Annotated in this window: 18 protein-coding genes; 12 read left to right on the top strand and 6 right to left on the bottom strand. The window is 69.2% G+C overall.

Annotated features, from left to right (window positions below; all coding sequences use genetic code 11):
• The first annotated feature begins 125 nt into the window (after window positions 1-125).
• Both OG963_RS07260 and OG963_RS07255 read left to right on the top strand, forming a co-directional pair.
• A complete protein-coding gene (locus tag OG963_RS07260) occupies window positions 126-1184 on the top strand; it encodes an NAD(+)/NADH kinase (protein ID WP_093770283.1) in 1059 nt (352 codons plus the stop codon).
• A gap of 162 nt (window positions 1185-1346) precedes the next feature.
• Window positions 1347-3194 (top strand): glycoside hydrolase family 15 protein, encoded by a 1848-nt coding sequence (locus OG963_RS07255; protein ID WP_093770285.1) that lies wholly within the window; start codon window positions 1347-1349, stop codon window positions 3192-3194.
• A 7-nt stretch (window positions 3195-3201) separates the two neighbouring features.
• Here OG963_RS07255 and OG963_RS07250 read toward each other — a convergent pair whose 3' ends face one another.
• Window positions 3202-6090 (bottom strand): SpoIIE family protein phosphatase, encoded by a 2889-nt coding sequence (locus OG963_RS07250; RefSeq protein ID WP_371798670.1) that lies wholly within the window; start codon window positions 6088-6090, stop codon window positions 3202-3204.
• Window positions 6091-6502: 412 nt separating this feature from the next.
• Between OG963_RS07250 and OG963_RS07245 the strand changes: the two genes are divergently transcribed.
• From OG963_RS07245 to OG963_RS07225, 5 genes are all read left to right on the top strand, one after another.
• A complete protein-coding gene (locus OG963_RS07245) occupies window positions 6503-6757 on the top strand; it encodes a hypothetical protein (protein ID WP_093770289.1) in 255 nt (84 codons plus the stop codon).
• The gene (locus tag OG963_RS07240) at window positions 6754-7995 is read left to right on the top strand and encodes a PP2C family protein-serine/threonine phosphatase (RefSeq protein ID WP_093770291.1); all 1242 of its coding nucleotides are present in this window, start codon (window positions 6754-6756) and stop codon (window positions 7993-7995) included. The genes OG963_RS07245 and OG963_RS07240 overlap by 4 nt, the downstream gene beginning before the upstream one ends.
• A 384-nt stretch (window positions 7996-8379) precedes the next feature.
• The gene (locus OG963_RS07235; RefSeq protein WP_371798669.1) at window positions 8380-10206 is read left to right on the top strand and encodes a glycoside hydrolase family 15 protein; all 1827 of its coding nucleotides are present in this window, start codon (window positions 8380-8382) and stop codon (window positions 10204-10206) included.
• A 47-nt stretch (window positions 10207-10253) separates the two neighbouring features.
• The gene (locus tag OG963_RS07230) at window positions 10254-10595 is read left to right on the top strand and encodes an iron chaperone (protein ID WP_371798668.1); all 342 of its coding nucleotides are present in this window, start codon (window positions 10254-10256) and stop codon (window positions 10593-10595) included.
• A 272-nt stretch (window positions 10596-10867) separates the two neighbouring features.
• Window positions 10868-11974, top strand: a complete 1107-nt coding sequence (locus OG963_RS07225; protein ID WP_256223300.1) for an AI-2E family transporter — start codon at window positions 10868-10870, stop codon at window positions 11972-11974.
• 74 nt (window positions 11975-12048) lie between these two features.
• Here OG963_RS07225 and OG963_RS07220 read toward each other — a convergent pair whose 3' ends face one another.
• Together OG963_RS07220 and OG963_RS07215 are read right to left on the bottom strand one after the other, a co-directional pair.
• Window positions 12049-12777, bottom strand: a complete 729-nt coding sequence (locus OG963_RS07220; RefSeq protein ID WP_371798667.1) for a two-component system response regulator — start codon at window positions 12775-12777, stop codon at window positions 12049-12051.
• A complete protein-coding gene (locus tag OG963_RS07215; RefSeq protein ID WP_093770299.1) occupies window positions 12774-17066 on the bottom strand; it encodes a HAMP domain-containing protein in 4293 nt (1430 codons plus the stop codon). Before OG963_RS07215 ends, OG963_RS07220 begins: the two co-directional genes overlap by 4 nt.
• Window positions 17067-17192: 126 nt before the next feature.
• On the opposite strand from OG963_RS07215, the gene OG963_RS07210 reads away from it, so the two are divergent.
• A complete protein-coding gene (locus OG963_RS07210) occupies window positions 17193-19055 on the top strand; it encodes a SpoIIE family protein phosphatase (protein WP_371126227.1) in 1863 nt (620 codons plus the stop codon).
• A gap of 179 nt (window positions 19056-19234) precedes the next feature.
• On the opposite strand, the gene OG963_RS07205 is transcribed toward OG963_RS07210, so the two are convergent.
• Window positions 19235-20173, bottom strand: coding sequence for a GlxA family transcriptional regulator (locus OG963_RS07205; RefSeq protein WP_371798666.1), 939 nt, complete (start codon window positions 20171-20173; stop codon window positions 19235-19237).
• 206 nt (window positions 20174-20379) lie between these two features.
• Here OG963_RS07205 and OG963_RS07200 point away from each other — a divergent pair, with 206 nt between their 5' ends.
• The 4 genes from OG963_RS07200 to OG963_RS07185 are packed head-to-tail and all read left to right on the top strand — an operon-like array spanning window position 20380 to window position 22208.
• Window positions 20380-21069 carry a DJ-1/PfpI family protein gene (locus OG963_RS07200; protein WP_093770301.1) on the top strand — a complete coding sequence of 230 codons (690 nt, stop codon included), beginning with the start codon at window positions 20380-20382 and terminating at the stop codon, window positions 21067-21069.
• Window positions 21070-21126: 57 nt separating this feature from the next.
• On the top strand, window positions 21127-21447 hold the full coding sequence (locus OG963_RS07195) for a hypothetical protein (RefSeq protein WP_093770302.1): 321 nt from the start codon (window positions 21127-21129) through the stop codon (window positions 21445-21447).
• 2 nt (window positions 21448-21449) lie between these two features.
• On the top strand, window positions 21450-21917 hold the full coding sequence (locus OG963_RS07190; protein ID WP_371798665.1) for a hypothetical protein: 468 nt from the start codon (window positions 21450-21452) through the stop codon (window positions 21915-21917).
• 3 nt (window positions 21918-21920) lie between these two features.
• Window positions 21921-22208 carry a DUF3817 domain-containing protein gene (locus tag OG963_RS07185; RefSeq protein ID WP_093770311.1) on the top strand — a complete coding sequence of 96 codons (288 nt, stop codon included), beginning with the start codon at window positions 21921-21923 and terminating at the stop codon, window positions 22206-22208.
• A gap of 45 nt (window positions 22209-22253) precedes the next feature.
• Here OG963_RS07185 and OG963_RS07180 read toward each other — a convergent pair whose 3' ends face one another.
• On the bottom strand, window positions 22254-22526 hold the full coding sequence (locus OG963_RS07180; RefSeq protein ID WP_371798664.1) for a DUF6225 family protein: 273 nt from the start codon (window positions 22524-22526) through the stop codon (window positions 22254-22256).
• 146 nt (window positions 22527-22672) lie between these two features.
• Window positions 22673-25183 carry a SpoIIE family protein phosphatase gene (locus tag OG963_RS07175; protein WP_256223299.1) on the bottom strand — a complete coding sequence of 837 codons (2511 nt, stop codon included), beginning with the start codon at window positions 25181-25183 and terminating at the stop codon, window positions 22673-22675.
• Window positions 25184-25704 lie beyond the last annotated feature (521 nt).

Here is a 25704-nt window from a genome sequence, read left to right as displayed (position 1 = left end):
GTTCGCAGCGGGTACGGATGCGTTCGGAGCCCGGAAGCCAGGCGAAGATCCGCTCGACCACCGGTGCGCCGGGACGATCTGTCGCGATCTGCGCGGCGGCCCGGGGCGGTCTACGGTGAGAGGTGATGCCTCTCAATCGGCTGGGTCTGGTTGTCCACCAAGGCCGGCCCGCCGCCGTCGCGGCGGCGCGGACTGCCCGCCTGTGGTGTGCCGCTCGCGGCATCGCCTGCACCGATATCGACGTGTGGCGGGAGGGGGAACCGCGGCACGGAGGCCAGGAGGAGGCCGAGGCGGCGGGTCATCCCGGGGCGATCATCACATTCGGTGGTGACGGTACGTTTCTACGTGGGGCACGGATCGCCGCCAAGGACGGGGCGTCGGTGCTGGGAGTGAACGTGGGCCGGGTCGGCTTCCTGACCGAGATCTCCACCGACCAGGTGGAGGAGGCTCTGGACGTACTCCACCGGGACGCGGCGGTGATCGAGGAGCGGATGGTGCTCACGCTGCGCGCGTCGCGCCCGCTGCAGACGCCCGTCGGCCTGGACACGGTGCTGTGCTACGGGCGCGGCCCCGCGCTGCCGGCGCCGACGCTGCGTCCCGCCGGGCCGCAGCCGGTCGGCTGGGGTGTCGCCCTGGACGTCACCGCCGTGAACGACGTGGTCCTGGAAAAGCTCGCCCGGGACCGGCAGGCGAGCGTGGCCGTGTACCTGGCCGGGCAGCTGCTCGCCTCCTACTCGGCCGACGCGGTCATCATGGCGACGCCCACCGGCTCGACCGCCTACAACTTCGCCGCGGGTGGGCCGGTACTGGACCCTGCCACCGACGCCATCGTCTTCACCCCGGTCGCTCCGCACATGGCCTTCGGCCGTACCGTGATCGCCGCCGCCGACGAGGCGGTCGCGGTACGTGTGCTGCCGCACTCCGGCCGGGTGGCCGTGAGTATCGACGGGGAGACGCGCGGAGTGCTGGACCCCGGCGACTGGGTCGCGGTCTACCGGGCGCCGTATCGGCTGCGCCTGGCCCGTCTGGCGCCGCTGGAGTTCTACCACCGGCTGCGTGAACGCTTCCAGCTGGCCGACGCCCCGGCGGCCGCCATCGACCAGACCCCGCTTTTCCACCGGCCCGACAGCCCACCGCCCGACGATCTGGCCCACCTGCGGCGGCCCACGCCGCCTGCCGCTTGAACGCACGGATGGTGACGAATCGCAGTTGTGGTCGCGGCACGGCACACGGCGGTGGTGCAGCTGAGGAGGAAGATCCAAGTTCAATTGTGTGGCGATTTAGACTCTTATCAGGGTCATTTTCGGTTTCACGGCGATGGTGCCGCGGTGGCAGGGAGGCCTGGCATGGCGTTCGAGAATGCCGGATTCGGTGGATGCGGGCAGGGAGCGGGCTCCGGGCGCTATCTGCCGATCGCCGAACACGGCCTGATTGGCGACCTTCGTACCGTCGCGCTCGTGGGCACCGACGGCACGATCGACTGGTACTGCTGCCCGCAATTCGACGCGCCCAGCGTGTTCGGTTCCATCCTGGACGCGGACCGGGGCGGATCGTTCCAGCTGGCAGCGGACGTACCTGCGCGGACCCGGCAGTTCTATTTTCCCGACACCAATGTGCTGATCACGCGGTTCTTCGCCGCGGACGGAGTGGGCGAGATCCAGGACTTCATGCCCATCGGTGACGAAGGGGGCGAGGTCCACCGGCACCGGCTGATCCGGCGTCTGCTGTGTGTCCGGGGCTCGCTTCCGTTCACCGCGAGGGTGGCTCCCCGCTTCGGTTACGGGACCGAACCACACAGTGCGCGCCTGCAGGGCGACAGCGCGCTCTTCGTGTCCGAGAACCTTTCCTTGGCCCTGACGGCCACGGTCCCGCTCGAATGCGACGGCACGGATGCCTGGTCACACTTCAAATTGCTGGAAGGCGAGTCCGCGGTCTTCGCCCTCGACCGGGTGGGGGCAGAGGTCGCTCCGCGGGCGTGTGCCAGGTGTGAGGCCGAGGACGAGTTCCAGGCCACGGTCCGCTACTGGCGGCGGTGGCTGAGTTCCTCGCGCTACCACGGGCGGTGGCGGGAGATGGTGCACCGCTCCGCGCTGACGCTGAAGCTGCTCGTCTACGCGCCGACCGGCGCGATCGTGGCTGCGCCGACGACGAGCCTGCCCGAGGAGATCGGATGCGAGCGCAACTGGGACTACCGGTACACGTGGGTCAGGGACGCCGCCTTCTGCATCTACGCCATGCTCAGGCTGGGCTTCACGTCGGAGGCCGAAGCGTTCATGGGCTTCCTGTCCTCCTGCATCAAGTGCGAGGACGACGACGACACCGGGCCGCTGCAGGTCATGTACGGCATCGACGGACGCCGTGAGCTGCCCGAATGCGAACTGCAGCATTTCGAGGGGTACATGGGTTCGTCCCCGGTGCGGGTGGGCAATGGTGCCGCGACCCAGCTCCAGCTCGACATCTACGGAGCGCTCATCGACTCCATCTATCTGTACGACAAGTGGGGGCAGCCCATCAGCAGCAACCACTGGGACGAGGTCGGCGCCGTGGTGGACTGGGTCTGCGACCACTGGGACCAGCCGGACGAAGGTGTCTGGGAGACCCGCGGCGGACGACGGGACTTCTTGTACTCGCGCCTGATGTGCTGGGTGGCGATCGAACGGGCCATGCGCATGGCGACCCGGCGTGGCCTGCCTGCCGACCTTGTCCGATGGGGGCGGAGCCGTGACGCCATCTACCGGCAGATCATGAGCCGGGGCTGGTCGTCCGAGGTCGGCGCCTTCGTCCAGCAACTGGACGGCGACGTCCTTGATGCCGCCGTGCTGATGATGCCCTTGGTCAAGTTCGTCTCCCCGGTCGACCCGAAGTGGCTCTCGACGCTGGACGCCCTGGGTGCGAACCTGGTCACCGACTCGCTTGTCCACCGCTACGACGTGGGAGCCAGCCCGGATGGCCTCCTGGGCACGGAGGGCACCTTTTCGATCTGCTCGTTCTGGTACATCGAAGCCCTCACCCGGGCAGGCCGCCTGGAAGACGCCCGCCTGGCCTTCGAAAAAATGCTCACCTACTCCAACCATCTCGGCCTGTACGCGGAGGAGATCGGACCGACGGGGGAACAACTCGGCAACTTCCCGCAGGCGTTCACCCACCTTTCCCTCATCAGCGCCGCATTCAACCTCGATCGCGCCCTCGGCTGAGCACCGATCAGGCGTGCTCGGCGTCAAGCGGTGATTCGGGGGGCGCGCCGGCGTCCGTGTCGGATTCCGGCGGGGGCGGAGCCGCGACGTCGGCTCCGTGCATCGTCTGCGCGGTCCAGATGCACTTGCCGGCAGCGGTGTAGCGAGTACCCCACCGCTGGGAGAGTGCGGCGACCAGCTGCAGTCCCCGGCCGCCCTCGTCCGTCTCGGACGCGTGGCGGACCCTGGGCATGGTCAGACTGCCGTCGGAGACCTCGCAGACCAGGTCGGCGTCGAGCAGCAGCCGCAGCTGCAGCGGGCCCCTCCCATGACGCACGACGTTCCCGACCAGTTCGCTGACGAGCAGTTCCGTGGTCGTCGCCATGTCGTCCAGCCCCCACGTGGACAGCTGCTCCCGGACGTGCCTGCGGGCCAGGCCCGCTGCCTGGGGGTCCTCCGGGAGTGGCCAGGAGGCCATGTGGTCCGGGCTGAGCGCGTGCACACGGGCGACCAGGAGGGCGGCGTCGTCGCTGGTGTGATCTCCGGCTGGGAGCAGGCCGGCGATGAGGTACTCGCACAGCAGGTCCAGGTCTTCGCTCTCCCTGGTGCGCAGGAGCTGCGCCAGATCCGTCATGCCCTGGTCGATCTCGCGCTCGGACGATTCGATGAGGCCGTCGGTGTACAGCACCAGGAGGCTTCCCGGTGGCATCGTCAGCTCCACCGTTTCGAACGGCGGCTCTGCCACCCCCAGGGGCGGATCGGGGACCGGATGCGGGAAGTGCACGGTGCCGTCGGGGTGGACCACTGCCGGTGGTGGGTGCCCGGCGCGGGTGATGGAACACGTCCGGGTGGTGGAGTCGTAGAGCGCGTACAGGCACGTGGCGTACGAGTCCTCCCCGAGGCCGCTGACGATGTCGTTGAGGTGGCTCATGATCTCGTCGGGTGGCAGCTCGAGGTCGGCCAGGGTGTGAACGGCCGTGCGCAGCCGTCCCATCGTGGCAGCCTCGGAGAGGCCGTGGCCCATCACGTCGCCGATGACGAGCGCGACCCGTCCGGCGGAGAGCGGGATGACGTCGTACCAGTCACCGCCGACGTCCATGCCGTGGCCGGCGGGCAGGTACCGGGCCGCGGTGGTGCACGCCGGGAGGTCGGGCAGTGTCCGGGGGAGCAGCGCGCGCTGCAGTTCCCGGGACCGGGTGTGCTCGGCGTCGTAGAGCCGTGCGCGTTCCAGGGCGTGCGCGACCAGGGCGCTGATGGCGGTCAGCAGTGTGCGCTCCTCGTCGGCCAGGTGGCGCGGTCGGTCGAACACGATCACGCAGACGCCGAAGGTGTGCCCGGCGGCCGTCAGCGGCAGGAACGCCCAGGACTGCTTGCCGATGTCCTGCGGGTGGTCGGCCATGGCGGGATAGCGCGCCGCGTATTCCTCGGGCGAGGAGACGAACAGCGGCCCCTGGGTGGAGATCGCGTCCCAGACGGGGTCATGCGGGACTCGCGAACGGCCGTCGACTCGCTCGAGGAATGCGCGGGGGTAGCCGACGGCTCCGACGTTGCGGACCCGGTTGCCCTCGACGGCCTGTACGAGCAGCCCGGTGGCGCGGAACGGCGGCAGTACCCGCTGGGCCACCGCGTCCACCACGTCCCGTGACGTGGTCGCCGTGGCGAGCGCTGCGGTCAGCTCCGTGATGCGCGAGGCGCGCTCGGCGGAGGCGGTCTCGGTGGCGATGCGCTCGGCCTCGTGTCTGCGCATCTCGGTGACGTCGGTGAAGTACAGCGTGACGCCGTCGGGCACCGGGACGAGCCGCAGGTGGTAACAGCGTCCTGTATCCGGCATGTGCACATCGAAGCCCGCGGGCGTGGCCGTGGCGGCGGCCCGGCGACAACGGGCCTCCATGTCGGGGACCTGCTGCACGGCGGGCAGTGTCCACAGCACGCGGCCGAACAGCTCCTCCTCGGAGGAACCCAGCAGGCCTTCCGCCTCCAGGTTGACGAAGGTGACCCGCCAGTCGTCGTCCGCCGAGAGGAACCCATCGCTCATGTGGCGCAAAGCGTGGCTGAGCGCGTCGCGGGCGGACCGGGACTCGTTGCTGTCCCATGCCGTCCCGATCATCCGGTAGGGCTCGCCCGCCTCGTCGAGCACCACCCTTGCGCGCGCCTGGGTCCAGCCGTAACTGCCGTCGGGGCGTCGTACACGGTATTCGGCCTGGAATACACCGTGGGTGCGAATCGCCTTCTCGACGGCGGCGAGAGCCCACGGCACGTCGTCGGGGTGGACCACCTTCATCCAGCTCTCGACCTGGGGCGTGAAGTCGGCGGGCTCGGTGCCGTAGACGGCCATGGCCGCGTCGTCCCAGGACAGTGCGCCGGTACGGATGTTCCAGTCCCAGGTGCCTACCTGGACGGCCTTGAGCGCCTGCCGCAGGAAGTTGCCACTCGGTTCCTCCCGGGCAGGGCGGGCGGGTGGCCGGGCCTGGATCATTCGCTCCTTCGCCCAGGCGGCGACCGCTGCGAGGAAATCCCAATGCTTCCTGGTGGGCTCTCCCGACGCACCCGTCACCACGGTGAGGGCGCCGGCCGGGCGATCCGCGCCGAACATCGGTACGGCTGCCAGGCCCGTGCCGGGCCAGTCGGCGACCGACGTGCCTGAGGTGTCGTGGAGTTCCCACACGCCGGTGCCCTGGCGCACGGCCCGGGCCGGGACCGCGTCGTCCTCCTGGTCGATGATCTCCCACGGCCGGACAAGGGCCGGGGGCAGTCCGGTCACCGACACCAGACGCAGCGCCGACATGGGGCCACGCAGGTGCACCGTCCCGCCCAGGCCGTCCAGCTCGGCGACGGCGTGCTGGAGCGCGAGCCGCAGCACCTCGCCCTCCGCGACGCCCTGTTCCACGCTGTTAAGCAGGGCCAACCGAGCATTCATGGATCAACTGTATATTTCGGGCGCCAAGCCGGTAGGGCGTAGTGCCGCGCTGTGGCTTTCCGCCGGTGAGGCGATCGGCAACTCAAGGGGCGGCCGTCACCGCGCCCGCGCCATCGGCAGCCACGCTCGTCGAGACCGGGCCCCTGGCCCCGGCACGACGCCGCGGCCTTGCGGCTCCATCTCCGGCCTCGGTCGGACGTGAATGCTGTCGCCACCCCCACTTCAGCTTGCGTCATCCTCGGCTCGGCGCTCGCCCTCGGCCTGGGACGGCTGGGTGCGTGTCGTGGCGGGATGCCGTTCCTCGGCCGGATTCAAGTCCTCTTCCAACCTCTCGCCCTCGGCCTGAGACGGGGTCGGGTACTCGTCGGTGGGGCGCATGGCTGCCTCCACAGTCGGATGAAATACATACAAAATGAGCGTAACGCTGTGGGTGATCGGCTGCTGCGCGTACCGCGCCCGGCGGTCGAGTCCTGGTGTCGGGGGCGTGCAGCTGGGTGGTATCGCTCTCGTCTGCAGGGCTGCGGGTGGCCTCGTCTCCGCGGCGGCGCAGATCGCGTTCCCGACACTCCTGTGGCGGGGCGAGGTCGGGGGTGGCGGGAACGCAGGACCCATAGTTGAGACGACGTCCGGCCGTCACGGCCACGAGACGGAACCGGAGAGCATGTGACGACACCACGGATCGACTACCAGGCGCTGTTCGCCGCCACGCCCAGCCCCTACCTGGTGCTCGGTCCCGACCTGGTGATCATCGACGTCAACCGGGCGTATCTGACAGCGACGGGCCGCACTCGGGACGAGCTGGTCGGGCAGTACATCTTCGACGCATTCCCCGACAATCCCGCAGATCCGGGTGCCGACGGGGTCCAGAACCTGGGCGCCTCCCTGCGCCGGGCACTGCGCTCCAAGGAGCCGGACACGATGGCGGTGCAGAAGTACGACATCCCGGTTGCCGACAAGCCCGGCGTGTTCGAGGAGCGATGGTGGTCCCCGATCAACACCCCCGTGCCGGGGCCGGACGGGCAGGTGGCGTGGATCATCCACCGGGTGGAGGACGTGACCGCCTTCGTGCTGTCCCACCCCTCCCGCCCGCGAGGAGGTGGGGACCTCGGCAAATGGGAGGCGATGGAATCCGAACTGTACGCACGGGCGCGTGAGCTTCAGGGGCTGAACGAGGAGCTGCGCCTGGCTCACGCCCGCGAACGCCAGGTCGCCGTCACTCTGCAGGAGGCCATGCTCTACTCGCCCGACCTGGCCCGGCATCGCGACGTCGCGGTGCGCTACCTGCCCGCCGCCGGTTCCCTGAACGTGTGCGGCGACTGGTACGACCTGGTCGACCTGCCCGACGGCGGCTGCGCCCTGGCCGTCGGTGACGTCGTCGGCCACGGCCTGGAGGCCGCCGCCGTCATGGGAATGCTGCGCAGCGCGCTGTCCGCCGCCGTCCGGTCCCGCCACGAGCCCGCCAAGGCGCTGGAGGTCCTGGGGCTGTACGCGCGCTCGGTCGAAGGTGCGCTGGCCACCACCGCGGTCCAAGTCGTCATCGCCCCTCGCAGCCACCGCATCACCTACAGCAGCGCCGGACATCTCCCGCCGGTCCTGGTCCACCACGACGGCACTTTCGACCTGCTCGACCGGGCCACCGACCCGCCGCTGGGAGCCCGCCCCAAACCCGTCCCCCGACCTCAGGCAGAACTGTCCTACACCCCTGGCGACACTCTCGTGCTCTACAGCGACGGTCTCATCGAACGCCGCGGCGAGGACATCGACGCCGGTCTGCACCGCCTCACCGACGCACTTGCCCGTTTCACCGGCCTCAGCCCCCAACGCCTCGCCGATGCCGTGCTCGCCCGCCTCGGCGTCAGCGCCGGCGCCCGCGATGACATCGTCCTCGTCGTTCTGCGCCTGTAGGCGCGGGGCCCGCCTGCCGAGCGGAAGCCCTGCTGCCGACCACCGACGCCGGGTCCCGTGTGCGCACGCTCCGCCGTTGCACGCGGATCGGTTTTCACCGGAAAGCATCACTGCCGGAGCGGCCGGGTCGCGTTCCGACTCGCTCCCTGGGAGCGTGGGAGCGCGATGCGACGCGGCGCGGACGCGATCGTGGATGTTCACCGGCGAAGGCGTTGCCGTGCGGATCCCTGAGTTGACACGGGGCCGGGGCCATCGAGGCCCCCTGCGCGGACGGGACGTTCCAGACCGCGGTCGAGAGCACCGAACGCAGGGAAAGCGGTGATCACCTTCCAGGTGTGCACAGGAGATCGCCCGGAGTTTTCGGCGCTGCGGAAGCGAGGCGGCATGCACGATCCGGATCCACCCTTCCGGCCGGTCCGCAGGCGGGAGGGCTACCTGCCGCTGGAGGACCTCGGCCTTGTCGGGGACGGCGCGACGGCCGCGCTGGTAGGTCTGGACGGCTCCATCCCGTGGATGTGCCTCCCCCGATTCGATGCCGAACCCCTGTTCTGCGGCTTGCTGGATCAAGCGCGAGGCGGGCACTTCACCTTGGCACCGGAGAATCTGGTGGAGGCGCGACAGCGCTATGAACCTGATACCGGTGTACTGACAACGGAATTGCGCAGTCCCACCGGCTTGGTCCGCGTCACCGATGCGCTGGCCCTGCGCTCCGGCGCCGACCTCACCGATGACGCACCGGCTGACCGGGCGGAACTCGTGCGTTCGGCCGTGGTGCTGGCCGGCCACGTCCGCCTACGGGCGGACCTCGAGCCGCGCGGCGGTGGGCAGGCGCGGGCACTCTTCGGCGGACTGGAGGTGCGATCGTCCCGGCGACCGGACCTGCGACTCCACCTGCGGTCCAACCGTCCGCTGGGTGGCCTGCACAGCACACATGACCTGCGGCAAGGTGATCGCCTTGATCTCGTGTTGTCCTGGGGCCGCTTCCATCGCCACCACCGGTTCGACGCCGACGCGATGCTCCAGGAAACCGCCGACGCGTGGCGCCGCTGGATGAAACATATGGACTACGGCGGCCCTGAGGAGTCCTTGGTCAGGCGCGCGGCGATCACGCTGAAGATGTGTGACGACTGGGCCAGTGGCTCGCTGGTCGCGGCACCTACGTCCTCCTTGCCTGCGCCGATCGGCGGAATCCGCAACTGGGACTACCGCTACGCCTGGATCCGCGACGCGGCCTTCGCCGTGTTCGCCCTGCGCCGCATCGGTTTCCGTGGTGAGGCCGATGCCTTCCTCGGCTGGGTTCTCGATGCCTTCGAGTACAGCCGACGGCCCCGGATCATGTACGGCCTCGATGGCAGTCCCGTGCCGGACGAGGTCGAGGACGGCGAGTTGGAGGGCTATCTGCGCTCCGGCCCGGTGCGATGGGGCAACGGCGCGGCCGACCAACGCCAGCACGACGTCTACGGCGAGATCCTCGACTGCGCCGACCAGTGGCTGCTTTCCGGCGGCGAGATCCAGCCCGCGCTGTGGACCAGCCTGGCCGAGCTGGCCGAGGCGGCGGGGCAGGCCTGGCGGCAGCCGGATCAGGGAATCTGGGAGGTGCGCAGCGAGGGCCGGGCGTTCACGTACTCGGCCGGGATGTGCCAGGTGGCCCTGGACCGGGCCGCCTCGATCGGTGAGCGGCTTCACCTGCCCGGGCGGATCGCCGAATGGCGAGCCTCGGCCGACCGGCTGCGCCGGCTCATCCTGGAGCAGTCCTGGGACGACGACGCACAGACCCTGAGCACACACCTGGACGGCGGCGGCGTGGACGCGAGCCTGCTCGCCCTTCCCCTGCGCCAGGTTGTGCCGGTTGATCACCCGCGGATGGTGGCGACCACCACGGCCGTCGCCGAGCGTCTGTCGGCCGGCAACGGGCTGCTCCATCGCTACCTTCAAAGGGAGTCACCCGATGGTCTGGCCGGCGACGAGGGCGCCTTCGTGCTGTGCAGTTTCTGGCTGGTCGACAACCTGATCGGCCAAGGCCGGATCGATGAGGCCGGCGAACTCTATGCCTCGCTGTGTGCCCGGGCGAGCCCGCTGGGGCTGCTCTCGGAGCAGATCGACCCGTCCACCGGAGAGTTCATGGGCAACTTTCCTCAGGCATTCAGCCACATCGGGATCATCGCCAGTGGCGTCAACCTCGCCAGGGCGAAGGCAGGTGCTCAGCCCTGATCCCGGCTCGCCGCCCCACGTGCGAGCAGGGAGACCATAATGAAGCCGTGGACAAGGAAGTGCGCGACTACATCGACGGCATCCCGGCCGAGCACCGTCCGCTGTTCGACCGGCTGCACCGGCTGATCCTCGAGGCGCACCCGGGGGCAGCCGTGGTCATCTCCTACAGGATCCCCACCTACAAGGTCGGCGGCCGCAGGCTCCATGTCGGCGCATGGAACCACGGAGTGTCCCTCTACGGTTGGCAGCAAGGCCGCGACGCCGGTTTCGCCACCCGCCACCCCGCGCTCATCTCAGGCAGGGCGACCATCCGGCTACGGCCCGAGGACGCGGCTTCTCTCCCGGACGACGAACTCCGTGACCTGGCGCGGGCGGCCTTGGACGACTGAGCTGTCGGCGCGACCGGTGACTGCGCCTGCTGGGTGACTTCGCGTGTGTGCAGCCGCGGGAGCTGGGATGATGCGTCGCCGACTGGTACCAGCAAGGGATGCCCAGGCGATCGCATCTGCAGCCCGACGACCCGGACGCCGGCTCCCGGCCTGAGAGACCGAGGCACCGGGCTCGTGCGGCGTCACGCCGGGCGCTGCGCGGCATCAACGGCCGTGCTGCCCGGGATCCGGGCCCGCGGTACGGGCCGGCCGACCCGGTGCAGGGGCCGCATGTGTCCCCTGCGCTGCGGACGGCCGCTGCCTACGCCTGGCGGATCCTCGTCGTGGGAGTTGTCGTCTACGGCGGTTTTTCGGCGCTGGGGCGGTTCCACGAGGTCGCGGCAGCCGTCTTCCTCGGCCTGGTCGTCACCGCGGTGCTGCGCCCGCCGACGGACTACCTGGCTCGTGTGCTGCCGCGGCCGCTCGCGGTGGCAGTGGCGCTCGTCGGCAGTATCGTCCTGGTCCTGGGCGTCCTGTCCCTTGTCGGTGAGGCGGTCGCCGGAGAAAGGGCGGGGCTGGAGCGGCAGTTCAGCGAAGGCCTCACCAGGATCGAGCGCTGGCTGGCTGAGCCGCCGTTCCGTGTGAACCCAGGGGCACTGAAAGACCTGCAGGCCAGGATCGGGCAATATCTGTCCAGCCATCGGTCCACCGTGATCAGCTCGGCGCTCAGTGGTGTGGGCCGGCTGGTGGAGGTGATGACCGTGTTCGTCCTCGCACTGTTCTGCTCGGTCTTCTTCATCTACTCGGGCGACCGGCAATGGGTCTGGTTGTGCGAACAGCTGCCGGCGACGGCGCGGGAGCGGGTGGAGATCGCGGGCCGAGCGGCGTGGCGGACGTTCACGGGGTACACCCACGGCATCATCGTGGTGGCTGCCACCAACGCCGTACTCGTCGGACTGGCCCTGTTCGTACTGGGAGTGCCGCTGGCGCTTCCGCTGGCGCTGCTGGAGTTCCTCGCAGCCTTCGTACCCCTGATCGGCTCGCCCATCGCCCTTGGAATCGCTGCCGTAGTGGCTCTGGCGTCGAAGGGCCCGATCGTGGCGGCCGTCGTCATCGCGCTGATCGTCGTCATCGGCCAGATCGAGGGGCACCTGCTCCACCCGATCGTGATGAGCTGGGCCGTCCGCCTGCATCCGGTCGTGATCGCGCTCTCCGTGATCGCCGGCGCGATCGCGGCGGGGGTGCTGGGAGCGATCGTGACGGTGCCGCTCGTTTCCGTCGTCTGGTCGGTCCATCAGGCTTTGCAGCGGACGCGGAGATCCACACGGGCGAAGGCCCTTCGCGCAGGGTCGGCGACCGGCGTCCGAAGGGGACGCGGGCCGGACCGTCCCAGCTCGTAGCGACCCGGCAGGGATAGGAGCCTTCGCGGCGGTCGGTGGCGCGATCAGCGGAGCGTGACGATCCGGGTGCGTCCCTACGTCTCGCGCTCCGTCATCAGCCGTCCCACCGCCTGTTCCAGTTCGACGACGCGGTCGGCGAGGTCCGCCCCGCCCGGACCGTTGGCATCTCGTAGCAGGAGCTCCGCCTGTGCGAGTTGGCCGACGACTTCGGAGAGCCGCCCGGTGTCGTCCAGGAGGGGAGGGCGTTCCTCGGGGTCCGTGGTGTCCTTGTCGTCCGTACCGTAGGACGGCTCGGTGGGTGTGGTCGTCGGGGGAGGGGCGGACTGTGTAACCGCCGGGCGTCCGCCGTCCGCCGTCAGCAGGCGCTTCAACTGTTCGGATTGGTCCGTGAGTTGACGGTTCTTGCGAAACAGATCGAGGAAGACGTTGACCTTGGTCCGCAGCAGCCAGGGGTCGAAGGGTTTGATCAGGAAATCGGCGGCGCCGACCGTGTAGCCGCGGTAGGCGTAGTTCGGATCGACTGCGGCTCCGGTCAGCAGGATGATCGGGACGTCCTTCGTCTGGTCGAGGCCCTTGATGTTGGCGGCGGTCTCGAAGCCGTTCATACCCGGCATCAGCACGTCGATGAGCACGACCGCGAACTCCTGGCGCAGCATCGCCTTGAGGGCTTCCTCGCCCGAGTGTGCGCGGACCACATGGCCCAGCGAGCCGAGTACGGCTTCCAGGGCGACCAGGTTCTCCTCCATGTCGTCGACGATGAGGATGCTGGCGGTCTCCGATGCTGCTGGCTGTGTCGCCGTCATGATGGCCGCCCTGTTGCTCCGTCGTCATCGCCCGTGTTCCTGGGGGTGTCGTCGTGGTCCGTGGAACGGGCACCGTCGCAGGGATCCGGCCGTGGCTCCGGCAGGGTGCAGTGCGGGTCGAAGAGCCGGCAGATCACCGACAGCAGACGATCGACGTCCACCGGCTTGGGGACGTACTCGTTCGCGCCGCTCTCGATGGCCTTCTCACGGTCACCGGGCATGGCCTTCGCGGTGAGCGCGATGATCGGCAGGTCTGCGAAACGAGGTGTGCGCCGAATCGCTGCGATCATCTCGTATCCATCCATCTCGGGCATCATGATGTCCATCAGCACCAGTGATACGTCAGGTGTCCGATCAAGGACCTCAAGGCCCTCGCGGCCGTTCTCCGCGTACTTGACGCTGATGCCGACGCGGCCCAGCACATGGGTCAGTGCGAAGACGTTCCGGATGTCGTCGTCGACGATGAGGATGCGGCGGTTGGTCAGCACCCCGGCGAGGCGGCCGCTCAGCCAGTCCCTGAGCCGGGTCGTCTCCGGCCAGCTGACGCCGTCGCTGTCGCCGCCGTCGGGCCGGGGTCCGGTGCGGGGCGCGGACTCCTGGGGCCTGAACACGCCGATCTGCGACGCGGGCACGGGCTCCGTCGCGGGTCCGGGCTGGGCCGCGGGCCGCCCGCTGAGGGCGGTGAGTTCGGCAATGGCTCGGGTGGTGCCGCTCGTGGGGCGCGATTCCACCGAAGGGAGGGCACCGGAGGGCGGCCCCGTGTAGTGCACGGGCACGAAGAGGGTGAAGGCGGAGCCGACCCCCGGTTCGCTCTCGGCGAAGATCCGGCCGCCGAGCAGGCCTGCCATGTCCCGGCTGATGGAGAGGCCGAGCCCGGTGCCGCCGTATTTGCGGTTGGTGGTGCCGTCGGACTGCTGGAAGGCCTCGAAGATCCCGTCGAGCTTGTCCGGCGCGATGCCGATTCCGGTGTCCTTGACCGTCAGAGCGATCACGGAGTCGGCGTTGCGCAGCGTCTCCTCCTCGAAGTCCGAGACCGACGCGCGTTCGACGCTCAGTTGCACTCCGCCGGACGAGGTGAACTTCATTGCGTTGGAGAGGAGGTTGCGGAGGATCTGCTGGAGCCGCTGCTCGTCCGAGAAGAGTTCGAGCGGTACGTCCTCGCCGACCTTGATCTCGAACGACAGCCCGCGGTCCAGAGCGAGCGGCTGGAACGTCGCCCGTACGTAGTCGAGCAGTTTGATCAGTGGCAGCTTCTTGGGATGCACATCCATCCGGCCTGCTTCGATCTTCGACAGGTCGAGGATGTCGTTGATCAATTGCAGCAGGTCGGAGCCCGCGCGGTGGATGGTGACGGCGAACTCCACCTCCTGCGAGGAGAGATGTTCGTCGGGGTTGTCGGCGAGGAGACGCGACAGCACGAGGAGCGAGTTGAGCGGCGTGCGCAGTTCGTGCGACATGTTCGCCAGGAATTCCGACTTGTACTGGGAGGAAGTGGCCAGCAGTGCCGCCTTCTCCTCCAGCTCGGCGTTGGTGAGCTGCAACTCGTCGGAGCGCTTGCGCAGCTCGGCGGTGAGGCGCTGCGATTCCGAGAGCAGTGACTCGGTACGGGAGTTGGCGATGATGGTGTTGATGGAGACACCGATCGTGTTCACGAACTGGTCGACAAATGCGAGGTGGACCTCGCTGAAGCTGCTGAACGAGGCCAGTTCGATGACTCCGAGCACCCGGTCCTCGAAGAGGATCGGCAGGATGACGATGCTGGCCGGGGGCGCGGCACCGAGGCCGGAGCTGATGGTGATGTATTCCGTGGGGACCGCCTCGATGATGATCCGGCGCTTCTCCGTGGCGGCCTGGGTGATCAGACCCCAGCCGGGGGCGTCGAGGCTGAGGCGGGTACGCCGGCGGCGGCCTTCGGGCTGGCCGGTGCCGTAACCGGCCAGGAGCTCAAGGTCCTCGCCCGGCTCCGCGCCCGCTTCTGCCAGGAAGAACGCTCCGTACTGGGCGTTCACCAGAGGGGTCAGCTCGCGCAGGATCAGGTCGGCGACCTCGACCAGGTCGCGGTGGCCCTGCATGAGTCCGGCGATACGGGTCAGGTTGGACTCCAGCCAATCCTTGGCCCGGGTGGTCTCACGGAGATTCGCCACCATGAGGTTGATGTTGTTCTTCAGGGCGGCGACCTCGCCCTGCGCCTCCACCGAGATGGAGCCGGACATGTCGCCCTGCGTGACGGCGCTGGCGACCTCGGCGATCGCGCGCACCTGAGTGGTCAGGTTCAGTGCCAGCTCATTGACGCTGGTGGTCAGCCGCTTCCACGTTCCGAAGACGCCCTCCACCCGGGCCTGGCCGCCCAGCTGCCCCTCGCTGCCGACCTCGCGCGCCACTCGTGTCACCTCGGAGGCGAACGAGGAGAGGGTGTCGACCATGGTGTTGATGGTGGACTTGAGTTCCAGGATCTCGCCGCGTGCGTCCACGTCGATCTTCTTCGACAGGTCGCCCTCCGCGACGGCGGTGGCGACCTGGGCGATGTTGCGGACCTGGGAGGTGAGGTTGTCGGCCATGAAGTTGACGTTGTCGGTGAGGTTCTTCCAGACGCCCGAGACACCGTGGACCTGGGCCTGGCCGCCGAGTCGCCCGTCGGTGCCGACCTCGCGGGCCACCCTGGTCACCTCGTCCGCGAAAGCCCTCAGCTGCTGCACCATCGTGTTGACGGTGTCCTTCAGCTCCAGGATCTCGCCGCGCGCGTCGACATCGATCTTCTTCGACAGGTCGCCGTTGGCGACGGCGGTGGTCACCTGGGCGATGTTGCGGACCTGGGAGGTCAGATTGAGCGCCATGCGGTTGACGTTGTCGGTGAGGTCCTTCCAGACCCCGGAAGCGCCCCTGACCTGTGCCTGGCCGCCGAGGTTGCCTTCGGTGCCGACCTCGCGGGCGACGCGGGTGACCTCGTCGGCGAAGGCGGATAGCTGGTCGACCATGGTGTTGATCGTCGACTTCAGCTCCAGGATCTCCCCCTTGGCCTCCACGGTGATCGTCTTGCCGAGGTCGCCCTCCGCGACGGCGGTGGCGACCTGGGCGATGTTGCGGACCTGGGAGGTGAGGTTGTCGGCCATGAAGTTGACGTTGTCGGTGAGGTCCTTCCAGACCCCGGACACGCCCCTGACGTGGGCGCGGCCGCCGAGCTGGCCTTCGGTGCCGACCTCGCGGGCGACGCGGGTGACCTCGTCGGCGAAGGCGGATAGCTGGTCGACCATGGTGTTGATCGTCGACTTCAGCTGCAGGATCTCGCCCCGCGCGTCCACAGTGATCTTCTGACTGAGGTCGCCGTTGGCGACGGCGGTGGTCACCTGGGCGATGTTGCGGACCTGGGACGTCAGGTTCGACGCCATGAAGTTGACGTTGTCGGTGAGGTCCTTCCAGACCCCGGACACGCCCCTGACCTGGGCGCGGCCGCCGAGCTGGCCTTCGGTGCCGACCTCGCGGGCGACGCGGGTGACCTCGTCGGCGAACGCCCGCAGCTGGTCGACCATGGTGTTGACCGTGAGCTTCAGCTCCAGCAGCTCGCCGGTGGCTTCGACCGTCACCTGCTGTGTCAGGTCGCCGCGCGCCACCGCCGTCGTCACGACCGCGATGTCCCGCACCTGCGCCGTCAGCCGGGACGCCATCGTATTGACCGCTTCGGTCACATGGAGCCAGTCGCCCGACAGCCCCTGCGCCTTCGCCCGGCCGCCCAGGCGCCCTTCGGTGCCGACCTCCCGGGCGACCCGGGTCACCTCGCCGGTGAAGAGCGAGAGCTGGTCGACCATGCGGTTCACGCCGATGCCCAGGCGCCGCAGGTCACCGCGGAGCTGTCGGCTTCCGTCGTGCAGATCGACGTGCTGGGTCAGATCGCCGTCCGCGACGGCGTCGAGCACCCGGGTGGCCTTCGCGACGGGGACCACCAGCGCTTCGAGCACCGTGTTGGCGGCCTCGATGTTCGTCGTCCAGGTACCCGTGCCGGGACTGGCCGAGATCCGCTCGTCCAAGCGTCCCTGTCGGATGATCTCGTGGCGCACCCGCTGGAGCTCCGAGGCGAGATGTGCGTTCCGCGCGACGATCTGTTGGAGCACCCCGGCCATTTCGGCCAGCACCCCGTCCGGCATGGAGGTGCCCTGTCTCTCCGGATCCTCCACGCGCGCTGTGAAATCACCGTCGCACAGGGCCCGCATCGCGCCGAGCAAGGGGCGTAGATCGCTCGTACGAACCCACTGCTCGTCCGGCTCCGTGACGGGTCGGGTCGGGTTCAGCGTCATGGAACACCCTCCGCCCAAGATCCATCGATACACACCAGAGGTTCATTGGTCACGCATGTCATAGTATAAAGCGCACGAAAATACTGCTTTCTGGGCGTATTTGACGCACGGGGGAAAGGGGTTTCGTTGTCCGTACACGCGACCGAATCCGTGTCCAGGAAGGGGCTGTCGGCGAACCAGCTGGCGGCCGCCCGGGCGCGGGAATTCGTGTGTGCGGCGCTCCAGGGGTGGACAGTGCCGTCCGTGAACGGGGACGAGGCGTCGACCGTCGATGTGGTCGGAGCCCCTGTTCCGATGGCGATCCCCGAGGAGCTCGTGGACGACGCCGTCCTGCTCGTCAGCGAGCTGGTCACCAACGCCGTCATGTACGCCGGCACCGATATCGACGTGGTCTGCCGGCTGGAGCGCAACCCGGACACCCGGTTGGGTGTCGTCGTGGAGGTCGCGGACCGCCACCCCTCCAGAGGGGTACGCGGCGGAGCGGACACCAGGCGTGGCGAGCCCGGCTACGGCCTCCAGCTGGTGAGCGCACTCTCGGAGTCCTGGGGCGTGACCTACCGGCGGGCGGAGAAGCGGGTCTGGTTCCGGCTGGAGGCCGCGGAGGAAGACACTGCCGCGACAGATGCGGCGGCCTCCGGGCCCGGTGCCACCGGGCGCCACAGCGACGCACAGCCCTATGATGCAGGGCCATCCGTACATCCGGCGCACGCCCAGGGATACGCCGCCGAGTGGACCGACCGTGGGGGCCCGTCGTTCCTCGCCGAGACCAGCGAACTCCTCGCAGGCCAGCTCGACGAGGCTATGGTCACCGCGCTCGCGGCCCAGATGCTCGTACCCCGGCTCGCGGACTGGTGCGGCATCTGGCTGAGCATGCCCGGGATGGGCGTGCAGTTGTCCCGGGTCTGGCATACCGACGAGCAGCGCATCACTCCGCTGCGCGAGGAACTGGAACGGATGCCGCCGCCGTCCGCGATCCGCATCGGGGGTACGCCCTGGCCCTGGCCGGAGAGTGCCGGCATCGCCCATGAGGGCGGGTCGGCGTTCGCCTTCCCACTCATCGCCCGCGACACGGACCAGGGTGTACTGCTGCTCGGCCGGGCCGGGCAGCCACAGATGACCGACACCGTGGTGCGGATGGTCCAGGATGTGGCCCGCAGGGTCGCGCAGGCCGTGTTCACCGCTCGCCAGTACACCCGGCAGCGCAGGATCAGCGCCGCGCTCCAGCGCAGGCAGCTGCCGGCGACCCTGGCCAGGATCGTCGGCGTCGACACGGCCATCGTCTACGAACCGCACGGCGAGGGGCAGACCGTCGGCGGCGACTTCTACGACATCTTCCCGAGGGGCGAGAACCACTGGTGCTTCCTGCTCGGGGACGTACAGGGAAAGGACCCGGAGGCGATGTCCGTCACCGGCCTGGCCCGCCACCTGGTGAGGCTGCTGGCGCGTGAGGGCCACGGCGTCGAGTCGGTGCTGGGCCGGCTGAACGTCGCCATGGCGGAGGAGAGCGCCGAGGCATTCGCGCTCGGTGCCGAGCAGTCCGGTTCCCGCTTCCTCAGCCTGCTGTACGGGGAGCTCACGGTCGACCCGGGCGTGCCCGGAGCCCACTGCACGGTCGCCACCGCGGGCCATCCTCCGCCGTTGCACATGTGCGCCGACGGCAGGGTGGAACCGGCCTCCGTACCCCAGATGTTGCTCGGTATCGATGAGGGCGCCGAATTCCGGGCCGCCACCTTCCACCTCGCGCCCGGTGAGACGCTGTTGTGCGTGACCGACGGCGTCACCGAACGCCGCTGCGGCAACTGGCAGTTGGACGACAACGACGGTCTGGCCGACGTGCTCAGGCAGGGAATGGGCCTGAGCGCGAAGGCGCTTGCGGAGCACGTGCGACGGGCGGCGCACGACTTCGGGACGGGGCCGGTCGAGGACGACCTCTCGGTACTGGTGCTGCAAGCAGTGGCGGGGGAGAAGACCTGTGCGAGGCGGCCCTGAACATCGACGGGCATGCCGCGGCTAGACCGGGCCCGAACTCCGTCGTCGAGAGCTTCGGATGCCGCGCGAATTATGTGCCGGCGCCCGTGCACCTCACGGTCGCGAGCAGCACCGTTCACCCACCTCGGTAGGCTCGACGTCCTTCATGGGTCCACTCGTCGGCAGGGCGGACGAGAGAGTCAGCTGAAGGAGCGCCGGTACGTGTGGGGGCTGACCCCGGTGGTGCGTCGGAAGCGGTCGCGGAAGGCGGTGGGCGACCCGAAGCCGACCTGGGCACCGATGCGTTCGACCGAATGCCGGGTGGTCTCCAGAAGGTGCTGGGCCTGGCGGATGCGGGCCCGGTGGAGCCACTGGAGCGGGGTGACCCCGGTCTGTTCGCGGAAATGCCGGATCAGTGTCCGCGTGCTGAATCCGGCCTGAGCGGCGATGTCGGCGAGGGTCAGATCGCGGCTCAGGTTCTCCTGGAGCCAGGTGAGCAGGGGTTCGAGCGCGGAGCCCCGCGGGGTGGGAATGTGGTCGTGGACGATGAACTGCGCCTGGCCACCCTCGCGTTCGAGAGGGACGACGGACAGGCGTGCGGCGTCGGCGGCGACGGCCGAGCCGTAGTCGCTGCGGATCATGTGCAGGCACAGGTCCAGGCCGGCGGCGGCTCCTGCCGAGGTGAGGATCTGCCCGTTGTCGACGTACAGGACATCCGGGTCGACCTCGATGGCCGGGTAGGCGGCGGCCAGGGGACCGGCCGCGATCCAGTGGGTGGTGGCGCGCAGGCCGTCCAGCAGGCCGGTGGCGGCGAGGGGGAAGGCACCCGAGCAGATGGAGGCGATACGTGTGCCGTCCTTGGCCGCGGCGCGCAGCGCGTCGCGGACAGCGGTGGCGAGCGGGGCGGTGGTGTGGGCGGTGCCGGGCACGATGATCGTGTCGGCGTCCTTGAGGCCGTCGAGCCCCCAGGGGGCGCGCAGACGGAAGGTGCCCGCGTCGATATCCGGCTGCTCAGCACACACGCGGACCTGATAGCCGGGGCGCCCGTCCGGGAGGCGGGTGCGGGCGAAGACCTCGATCGGGGTGGACAGGTCGAAGGGGATCACCTGGTCCAGGGCGAGAACGGCGACGGTGTGCATGGCCAGAACATACCTCCCCGCCGTAGCGAAGACTCGGCTGTGGGGGAATCACTCGCGACCATATGTCCAGCTCAAGGCCCATGGTCTGACGATGGCGATATTCCGTTGATACATGTCACTAACGCCACTGGGCCGTCGAATGAAATGTGCATAGCGTCGAGGTCGACCCGGTACAGATCCGGTTCCTCGCACGTGAAGGAAGTTCCATGCACGCCCAGATCGTCCTGTTCGACGGCTTCGATCCGCTGGATGTCGTCGCCCCCTACGAGGTGCTGTACGCCGGTGGCACCGCCTCCGGCGGGGCGGTGAGTGTGGAACTGGTGTCCGCGGAGGGGCCCCGCGAGGTGGTCAGCGGAACCGGAGGGCTGGCGCTGCGCGCGACCGCCGCTCTTGACCCCGGCCGTGCGGGCCTGGTCCTGGTTCCCGGCGCCTCGGGCCGTGTCGGGGAGCCGGGCGAAACACCTGACCTGGAGGCCGGGACGGGCGAACAGCAGCAGGACGACCTCATCCCCGTCCTGTTGGGCCGCACCTTGAACACCGAACTGCCGGCGCTGCTGAAAGCGGCCATGAACAATCCGCAGGTGACGGTCGGCGCGGTGTGCGGCGGCTCGCTCGTGCCGGCGATGGCCGGCCTGATCGAGGGCCGTCACGCCACCACCCACCACATGGGCCTCGACATGCTCGACGCCACCGGAGTCCATGCGGTTCACGCCCGTGTCGTCGACGACGGCGACCTGGTCACCGGCGCCGGCGTCACCTCCGGGATCGACCTGGGCCTCTACCTGCTGGAGCGCGAAGTGGGCCCTCGGATCGCCCACGCCGTCGAGGAGTTGTTCGCCCACGAGCGTCGCGGCACCGTCTGGCGCGCCCAGGGCCCGGCTCCCACCGGCCTCTGACCCTGCCCCCTCTCGGCCAACCTGTTCACCGCACGCACCGTAAGGAAGTACAGCAGCATGTCCGTCGAAGGCATCTGGGACCTGTCCGTCTCGACCCCCATCGGCACGATCAAGGCAGTGGTGGAACTGCGCAGACAGCACGGTGTCCTGACCGGGGTCGCCCACGGGGCGGGGGAAGAGGTCCCGCTTGCCGAAGTCGCTCTCGACGGCCCCCGGCTCACGTGGAGGCAGGCCGTCACCCGGCCCATGCGCCTGAACCTGGCCTTTGCGGTGACGGTCGACGGCGACACGCTGATCGGCACATCCAGGGCCGGGCGCCTGCCCGCCTCCAAGGTCACCGGCCGACGCCGGGCCACCCGGCCGACGACGGAACACTGACCATGACGAAACTCCTGCTCTCCCTGCACGTCCTGGCCTCCGTCCTGGCCGTCGGCCCGGTGACCGTCGCCGCGAGCAAGTTTCCCGGAGCTCTGCGCCATGCGCATACCGAACCGGGCGACGGCGAGGCGCTCACGAACCTGCGGATGCTGCACCGCATCTGCCGCGTCTACGCGGTCATCGGCATCGCCGTCCCGGTCTTCGGTTTCGCCACGGCCAGCAGCCTCGGCGTCCTCGGCAGCGGATGGCTGATCACATCGATCGTGCTGACCGCGGCGGCCGCGGCCACCCTGGCCCTGCTGATCCTGCCCGCCCAGGACCGAGCGCTCGCCACGGCACAGACCCCGGGCTCCGGTTCCGGGCCCCGTTCAGCCGGCCGCCTCGCCATGCACACCGGTGTCTTCAACCTGCTGTGGGCCACCGTCACGGTCCTGATGATCATCCGCCCCGGCTCCACGACGGGAGCGTGACCCGTGAGCCTCCGTCACCTGCGTATTGCGGCCCGGGGCGAACTCATCTCACTGATCATCCTGCTGACCAACCTCGCCACCGCCCATCTCGAGCCCGTCTCCTCCCTGGCGGGCCCCACCCACGGCTGTGCCTACCTCTTCGTCGTGGTGACCACCTGGCGCCTCGAACAGGCCACGACGGTCACCAAGGCCACGGCCGTCATCCCTGGCATCGGCGGCCTGCTCGCACTGCGCCGGCTCGACCGCCCCCACCTCGCCCGTCAGCCGAGTGAGGACGTCATCCGGCCCTGACCCGCGCCCCACGGTGAGTGGCAGCCCGGTGGGAACGCGGCCGGGTCAGTCGAGACGGTCGTACCTGTCCGGCTCCCAGTCGGCGAACAGCGTCAGCGCCCTCTCCGTCTCGGTGCGTTCCGGTGCGGATGAAGTGGCCGGCCACCAGTTCTCCACCTGATGTGCGTCCACGAGGACGAAGCCGCGGTATCCGTCGAAGTCACCGGGGTCGCTCGCCACGCCGATATGGATGGGCGCGTCATCGGGAAGATCCTTGAGGGCATCGCGCAATTGAGCGGCGTTCCAGATCTGAGGGGTGTGCGCGAAGGTGTCGGTCATGCGCACAGGTTGCCGCAGCGGGGTGTCCAGCCGGCGGAGACACGGCTGCTTCCCGGGCCGAAGCGCTGATCCGGTGTAAGGGCGGGACAAGGACCGGACGAATCGCCGTGGCAGGTGGCAGCGGACGAGCCAAGAGGGCGCTTCGCCTACGGCAGGGCTTGCTCCACCCAAATGATCTTTCCGGTGGGCGTGTAGCGCGTGCCCCACTGCTGCGCCATCTGGGCGACGATGAACAGGCCACGGCCGCTCTCGTCGTCAGCGGCGGCATGGCGCAGATGGGGTGAGGTGTGTCCGGTGTCGGCGACTTCGCAGATCAGCGTTTCGTCGCGGATGAGCCGGACATGGATCGGGCCGGCGGCATAGCGGATGGCGTTGGTGACCAGCTCACTGACGATGAGTTCGGTGGAGAACGACAGCTCGTCCAGCCCCCATGCTCCGAGTTGCCCCGTGGTCACGGCGCGGGCCTTGCCGACCATCGCCGTCTCCGCGGTCAGCTCCCACGCGGCCACCTGGCGTTCGTCGAGCATCCGTGTGCGCACGAGGAGCAGGACCGCGTCGTCGTTCGCCGGCCCCGGCACCAGGGTCGTGACAGCGCGGTCACAGAGTTCTTCCAGGGGACGCCGGTGCTCGGCGAGGGCTCCGGCGAGCAGACCGAGTCCCACGTCGACGTCGTCGGCGGCCGCCTGGATGAGCCCGTCGGTGAAGAGGGCGACGAGGCTGCCCTGAGGCAGCTGGAATCCCGTGGTCTCGTAGGGCAGGCCACCCAGTCCAAGCGGAGGGCCCGGCGGGAGATCCGGGTAGGTGGCGACACCGCTGTCGGACCGGACGACCGCGGCCATCGACTCTCCGGCGCGCGACATGCTGCACTGTCCGGACACCGGGTCGTACACCGCGTACAGGCACGTCACGCCCAGGGCGTCGTCCTCCCGGGGCCCCGTGGCACCCGCAGCATGAACGGCCGCCCGCTCCTTGGCCGTCTGCCCGACCAGGTCGTCCAGGCGCGAGAGAAGCTCGTCCGGGTCGAGGTCCAGGCGGGCGAGGACGCGTACGCCTGTGCGCAGGCGCCCCATGGTGGCGGCGGCGAGCAGTCCGTGGCCGATCACCTCCCCGACGACCAGGCCGACTCGCGTTCCCGACAGCGGGATGACGTCGAACCAGTCGCCGCCCACCCCGGACCGGCTGTCGGCGGGCACATAGCGGCTCGCCATCTCGACAGCGGTCGGCTGCGGCAGCCGGTGGGGAAGCAGACTGCGTTGAAGCCTGAGGGCCGCGGCGTGCTCACGCGTGACGACCAGCATCAGTACGACGCCGAGCAGCAGGGCTCCGAGGCCTACGACGGTGACCCCGCCCGTCAGTCCGATGAACGGCAGGTCGATGACGGTTGCACCGTATTCGGGGTCGGCGTAGACGACGAAGGCGGCGTAACAGAAGAGGAAGAGCATCGTCAGCGCGCCCAGACCCGGCAGCAGGCCCTTGAACAGGAAGTCCCTGCGGCTGCGGGTGAGCACCCTGCGGAAGTACCAGACACAGGCGAAGCCGGTGAGGCCGTAGTAGAACGTGATCGCGAGCCCGACCGACTCGATGGAGTCGGCGAGGACGTTGTCGCTGATCACCGTCAGCAGGACGAGGAAGCCGACGGAGGCCAGGCCCAAGGAGACGGTCGACCAGGTCGGGGTGAGGAATCTGCGGTGCAGGCGGGCGAATCTGGAGGGGACGGCCTTGTGCGCGGCCATGGAGAAGACGGTCCGGGCCATGGGGAGGATGGTCGTCTGGGCGGAAGCCACGGCGGACGTCAGCACCATGAGGATCAGCAGCTTGGAGAAGAGGGGCCCCGCGCCGTGGGCACCGAAGACGGCGTTGCCCAGCCCCGAGAGCACGTCGCCCGCGTTCTCCCTGTTGCCGAGCCCGGTTCCGGCGTCGCCGACTCCGGCGAAGGCCTGCGCCGAGGTGGCGACCAGGGCGTAGATGACCAACAGCAGCACAACTGAGATGATCGCGGCGCGTCCGGGGGTGCGCGTGCTGTCCGCGGTCTCCTCGTTGACCGTGACGGCGGTGTCCCAGCCCCAGTAGATGAAGACGGCGGCGAGGATGCCTGCCGTCAGCGCCTCGGCCGATGGCACGTGGAGGGGGTTGAACCAGGAGGCCGAGACGTGGATCGCCATCTCGGGGTTGCCGGTGTAGACCCTGACCAGGGCGGTGATGGCGAACAGCAACAGCACGGCCACCTCGATGAACAGGAGCCATCGCTGCATGGCAGCCGAGATCTCGATGCCGATGTAGCAGATCGCGGTCATGACGCCGATCCAGATGACACCCGCGACGGTGGTCCACAGCCTGCTTTCCGTGAGGGAGTCGTAGCCCAGGAGCCGGAAACTGTAGATGCCGGCGATCTCGGCGAGGTTCGCCATGACGATGATGTCGGCGACGATGATGCCCCAGCCGCCCATCCAGCCGGTGCGCGGGCCGAATGCACGGGTCGCCCAGGTGAAGGTGGTCCCGCAGTCCGCGTTGCTCGCGTTGAGTTCCTTGTAGGCGTACGCGATCAGCAGCATCGGGACGAAGGCCAGCATCGTGATGATCGGGGCCTGCAGTCCGACCCCCGCCACGATGAGGCCCAGCGTGGCCGCGAGGCTGTACGCCGGGGCGGTGGAAGCCAAGCCGATGGCAACGCAGGAGACCAGTCCCAGGGCACCTGATTTGAGCCCTTTCTTACCCGCGCCTGAATCGATTGCGAGCGGCGCGTCGGACGCGCCGGGGCTACGGGAGAGCTTCACACCGGATGCCAACCTCCTCATTTGCCTTCCGCCCACCATTTTCGTCGCAGGCGAGGCGGCCTGCCACGGGAAACCGGCTGGATGATCCACGCCGCCGAAAAACAGGACCGGTGGCACCGGACTGCCGAACGTCCGGCCCGACGGTGCCGGGGGTGTGCGGGGGGTGTCCGGAGCCGCCGAGCGTCCTCCATCCTGTACCTGCGCCTCACGCTCCCGGGGCAAGGCGAACTGCTCGTGTCGGGGGCGAGCTGTCCGCCCCGTCGGCCGCCGGCTGACTCCGCTGCCGCCGCCTCACCCCGTCGAGCAGTCGGCTTGCCGGAGTCTTCGACGACGTGGCTGCGGCGATGATGGTGCACGCCGCCCCCGACGACAGCGTCGGCGCGCCTCCTCGCTGGCCATCGGGG

The sequence above is a fragment of the Streptomyces sp. NBC_01707 genome (assembly GCF_041438805.1).
GTDB lineage: Bacteria > Actinomycetota > Actinomycetes > Streptomycetales > Streptomycetaceae > Streptomyces.
This window is presented reverse-complemented; position numbering and strand designations above follow the sequence as displayed.

What these genes read in the sequence shown, in the direction of transcription:
- OG963_RS07260 (WP_093770283.1), top strand. Translation starts at nt 126, where the DNA reads ATGCCTCTCAATCGGCTGGGTCTGGTTGTCCACCAAGGCCGGCCCGCC.
- OG963_RS07255 (WP_093770285.1), top strand. Translation starts at nt 1,347, where the DNA reads ATGGCGTTCGAGAATGCCGGATTCGGTGGATGCGGGCAGGGAGCGGGC.
- OG963_RS07250 (WP_371798670.1), bottom strand. Translation starts at nt 6,090, where the DNA reads ATGAATGCTCGGTTGGCCCTGCTTAACAGCGTGGAACAGGGCGTCGCG.
- OG963_RS07245 (WP_093770289.1), top strand. Translation starts at nt 6,503, where the DNA reads ATGAGCGTAACGCTGTGGGTGATCGGCTGCTGCGCGTACCGCGCCCGG.
- OG963_RS07235 (WP_371798669.1), top strand. Translation starts at nt 8,380, where the DNA reads ATGCACGATCCGGATCCACCCTTCCGGCCGGTCCGCAGGCGGGAGGGC.
- OG963_RS07220 (WP_371798667.1), bottom strand. Translation starts at nt 12,777, where the DNA reads ATGACGGCGACACAGCCAGCAGCATCGGAGACCGCCAGCATCCTCATC.
- OG963_RS07215 (WP_093770299.1), bottom strand. Translation starts at nt 17,066, where the DNA reads ATGACGCTGAACCCGACCCGACCCGTCACGGAGCCGGACGAGCAGTGG.
- OG963_RS07205 (WP_371798666.1), bottom strand. Translation starts at nt 20,173, where the DNA reads ATGCACACCGTCGCCGTTCTCGCCCTGGACCAGGTGATCCCCTTCGAC.
- OG963_RS07200 (WP_093770301.1), top strand. Translation starts at nt 20,380, where the DNA reads ATGCACGCCCAGATCGTCCTGTTCGACGGCTTCGATCCGCTGGATGTC.
- OG963_RS07195 (WP_093770302.1), top strand. Translation starts at nt 21,127, where the DNA reads ATGTCCGTCGAAGGCATCTGGGACCTGTCCGTCTCGACCCCCATCGGC.
- OG963_RS07190 (WP_371798665.1), top strand. Translation starts at nt 21,450, where the DNA reads ATGACGAAACTCCTGCTCTCCCTGCACGTCCTGGCCTCCGTCCTGGCC.
- OG963_RS07180 (WP_371798664.1), bottom strand. Translation starts at nt 22,526, where the DNA reads ATGACCGACACCTTCGCGCACACCCCTCAGATCTGGAACGCCGCTCAA.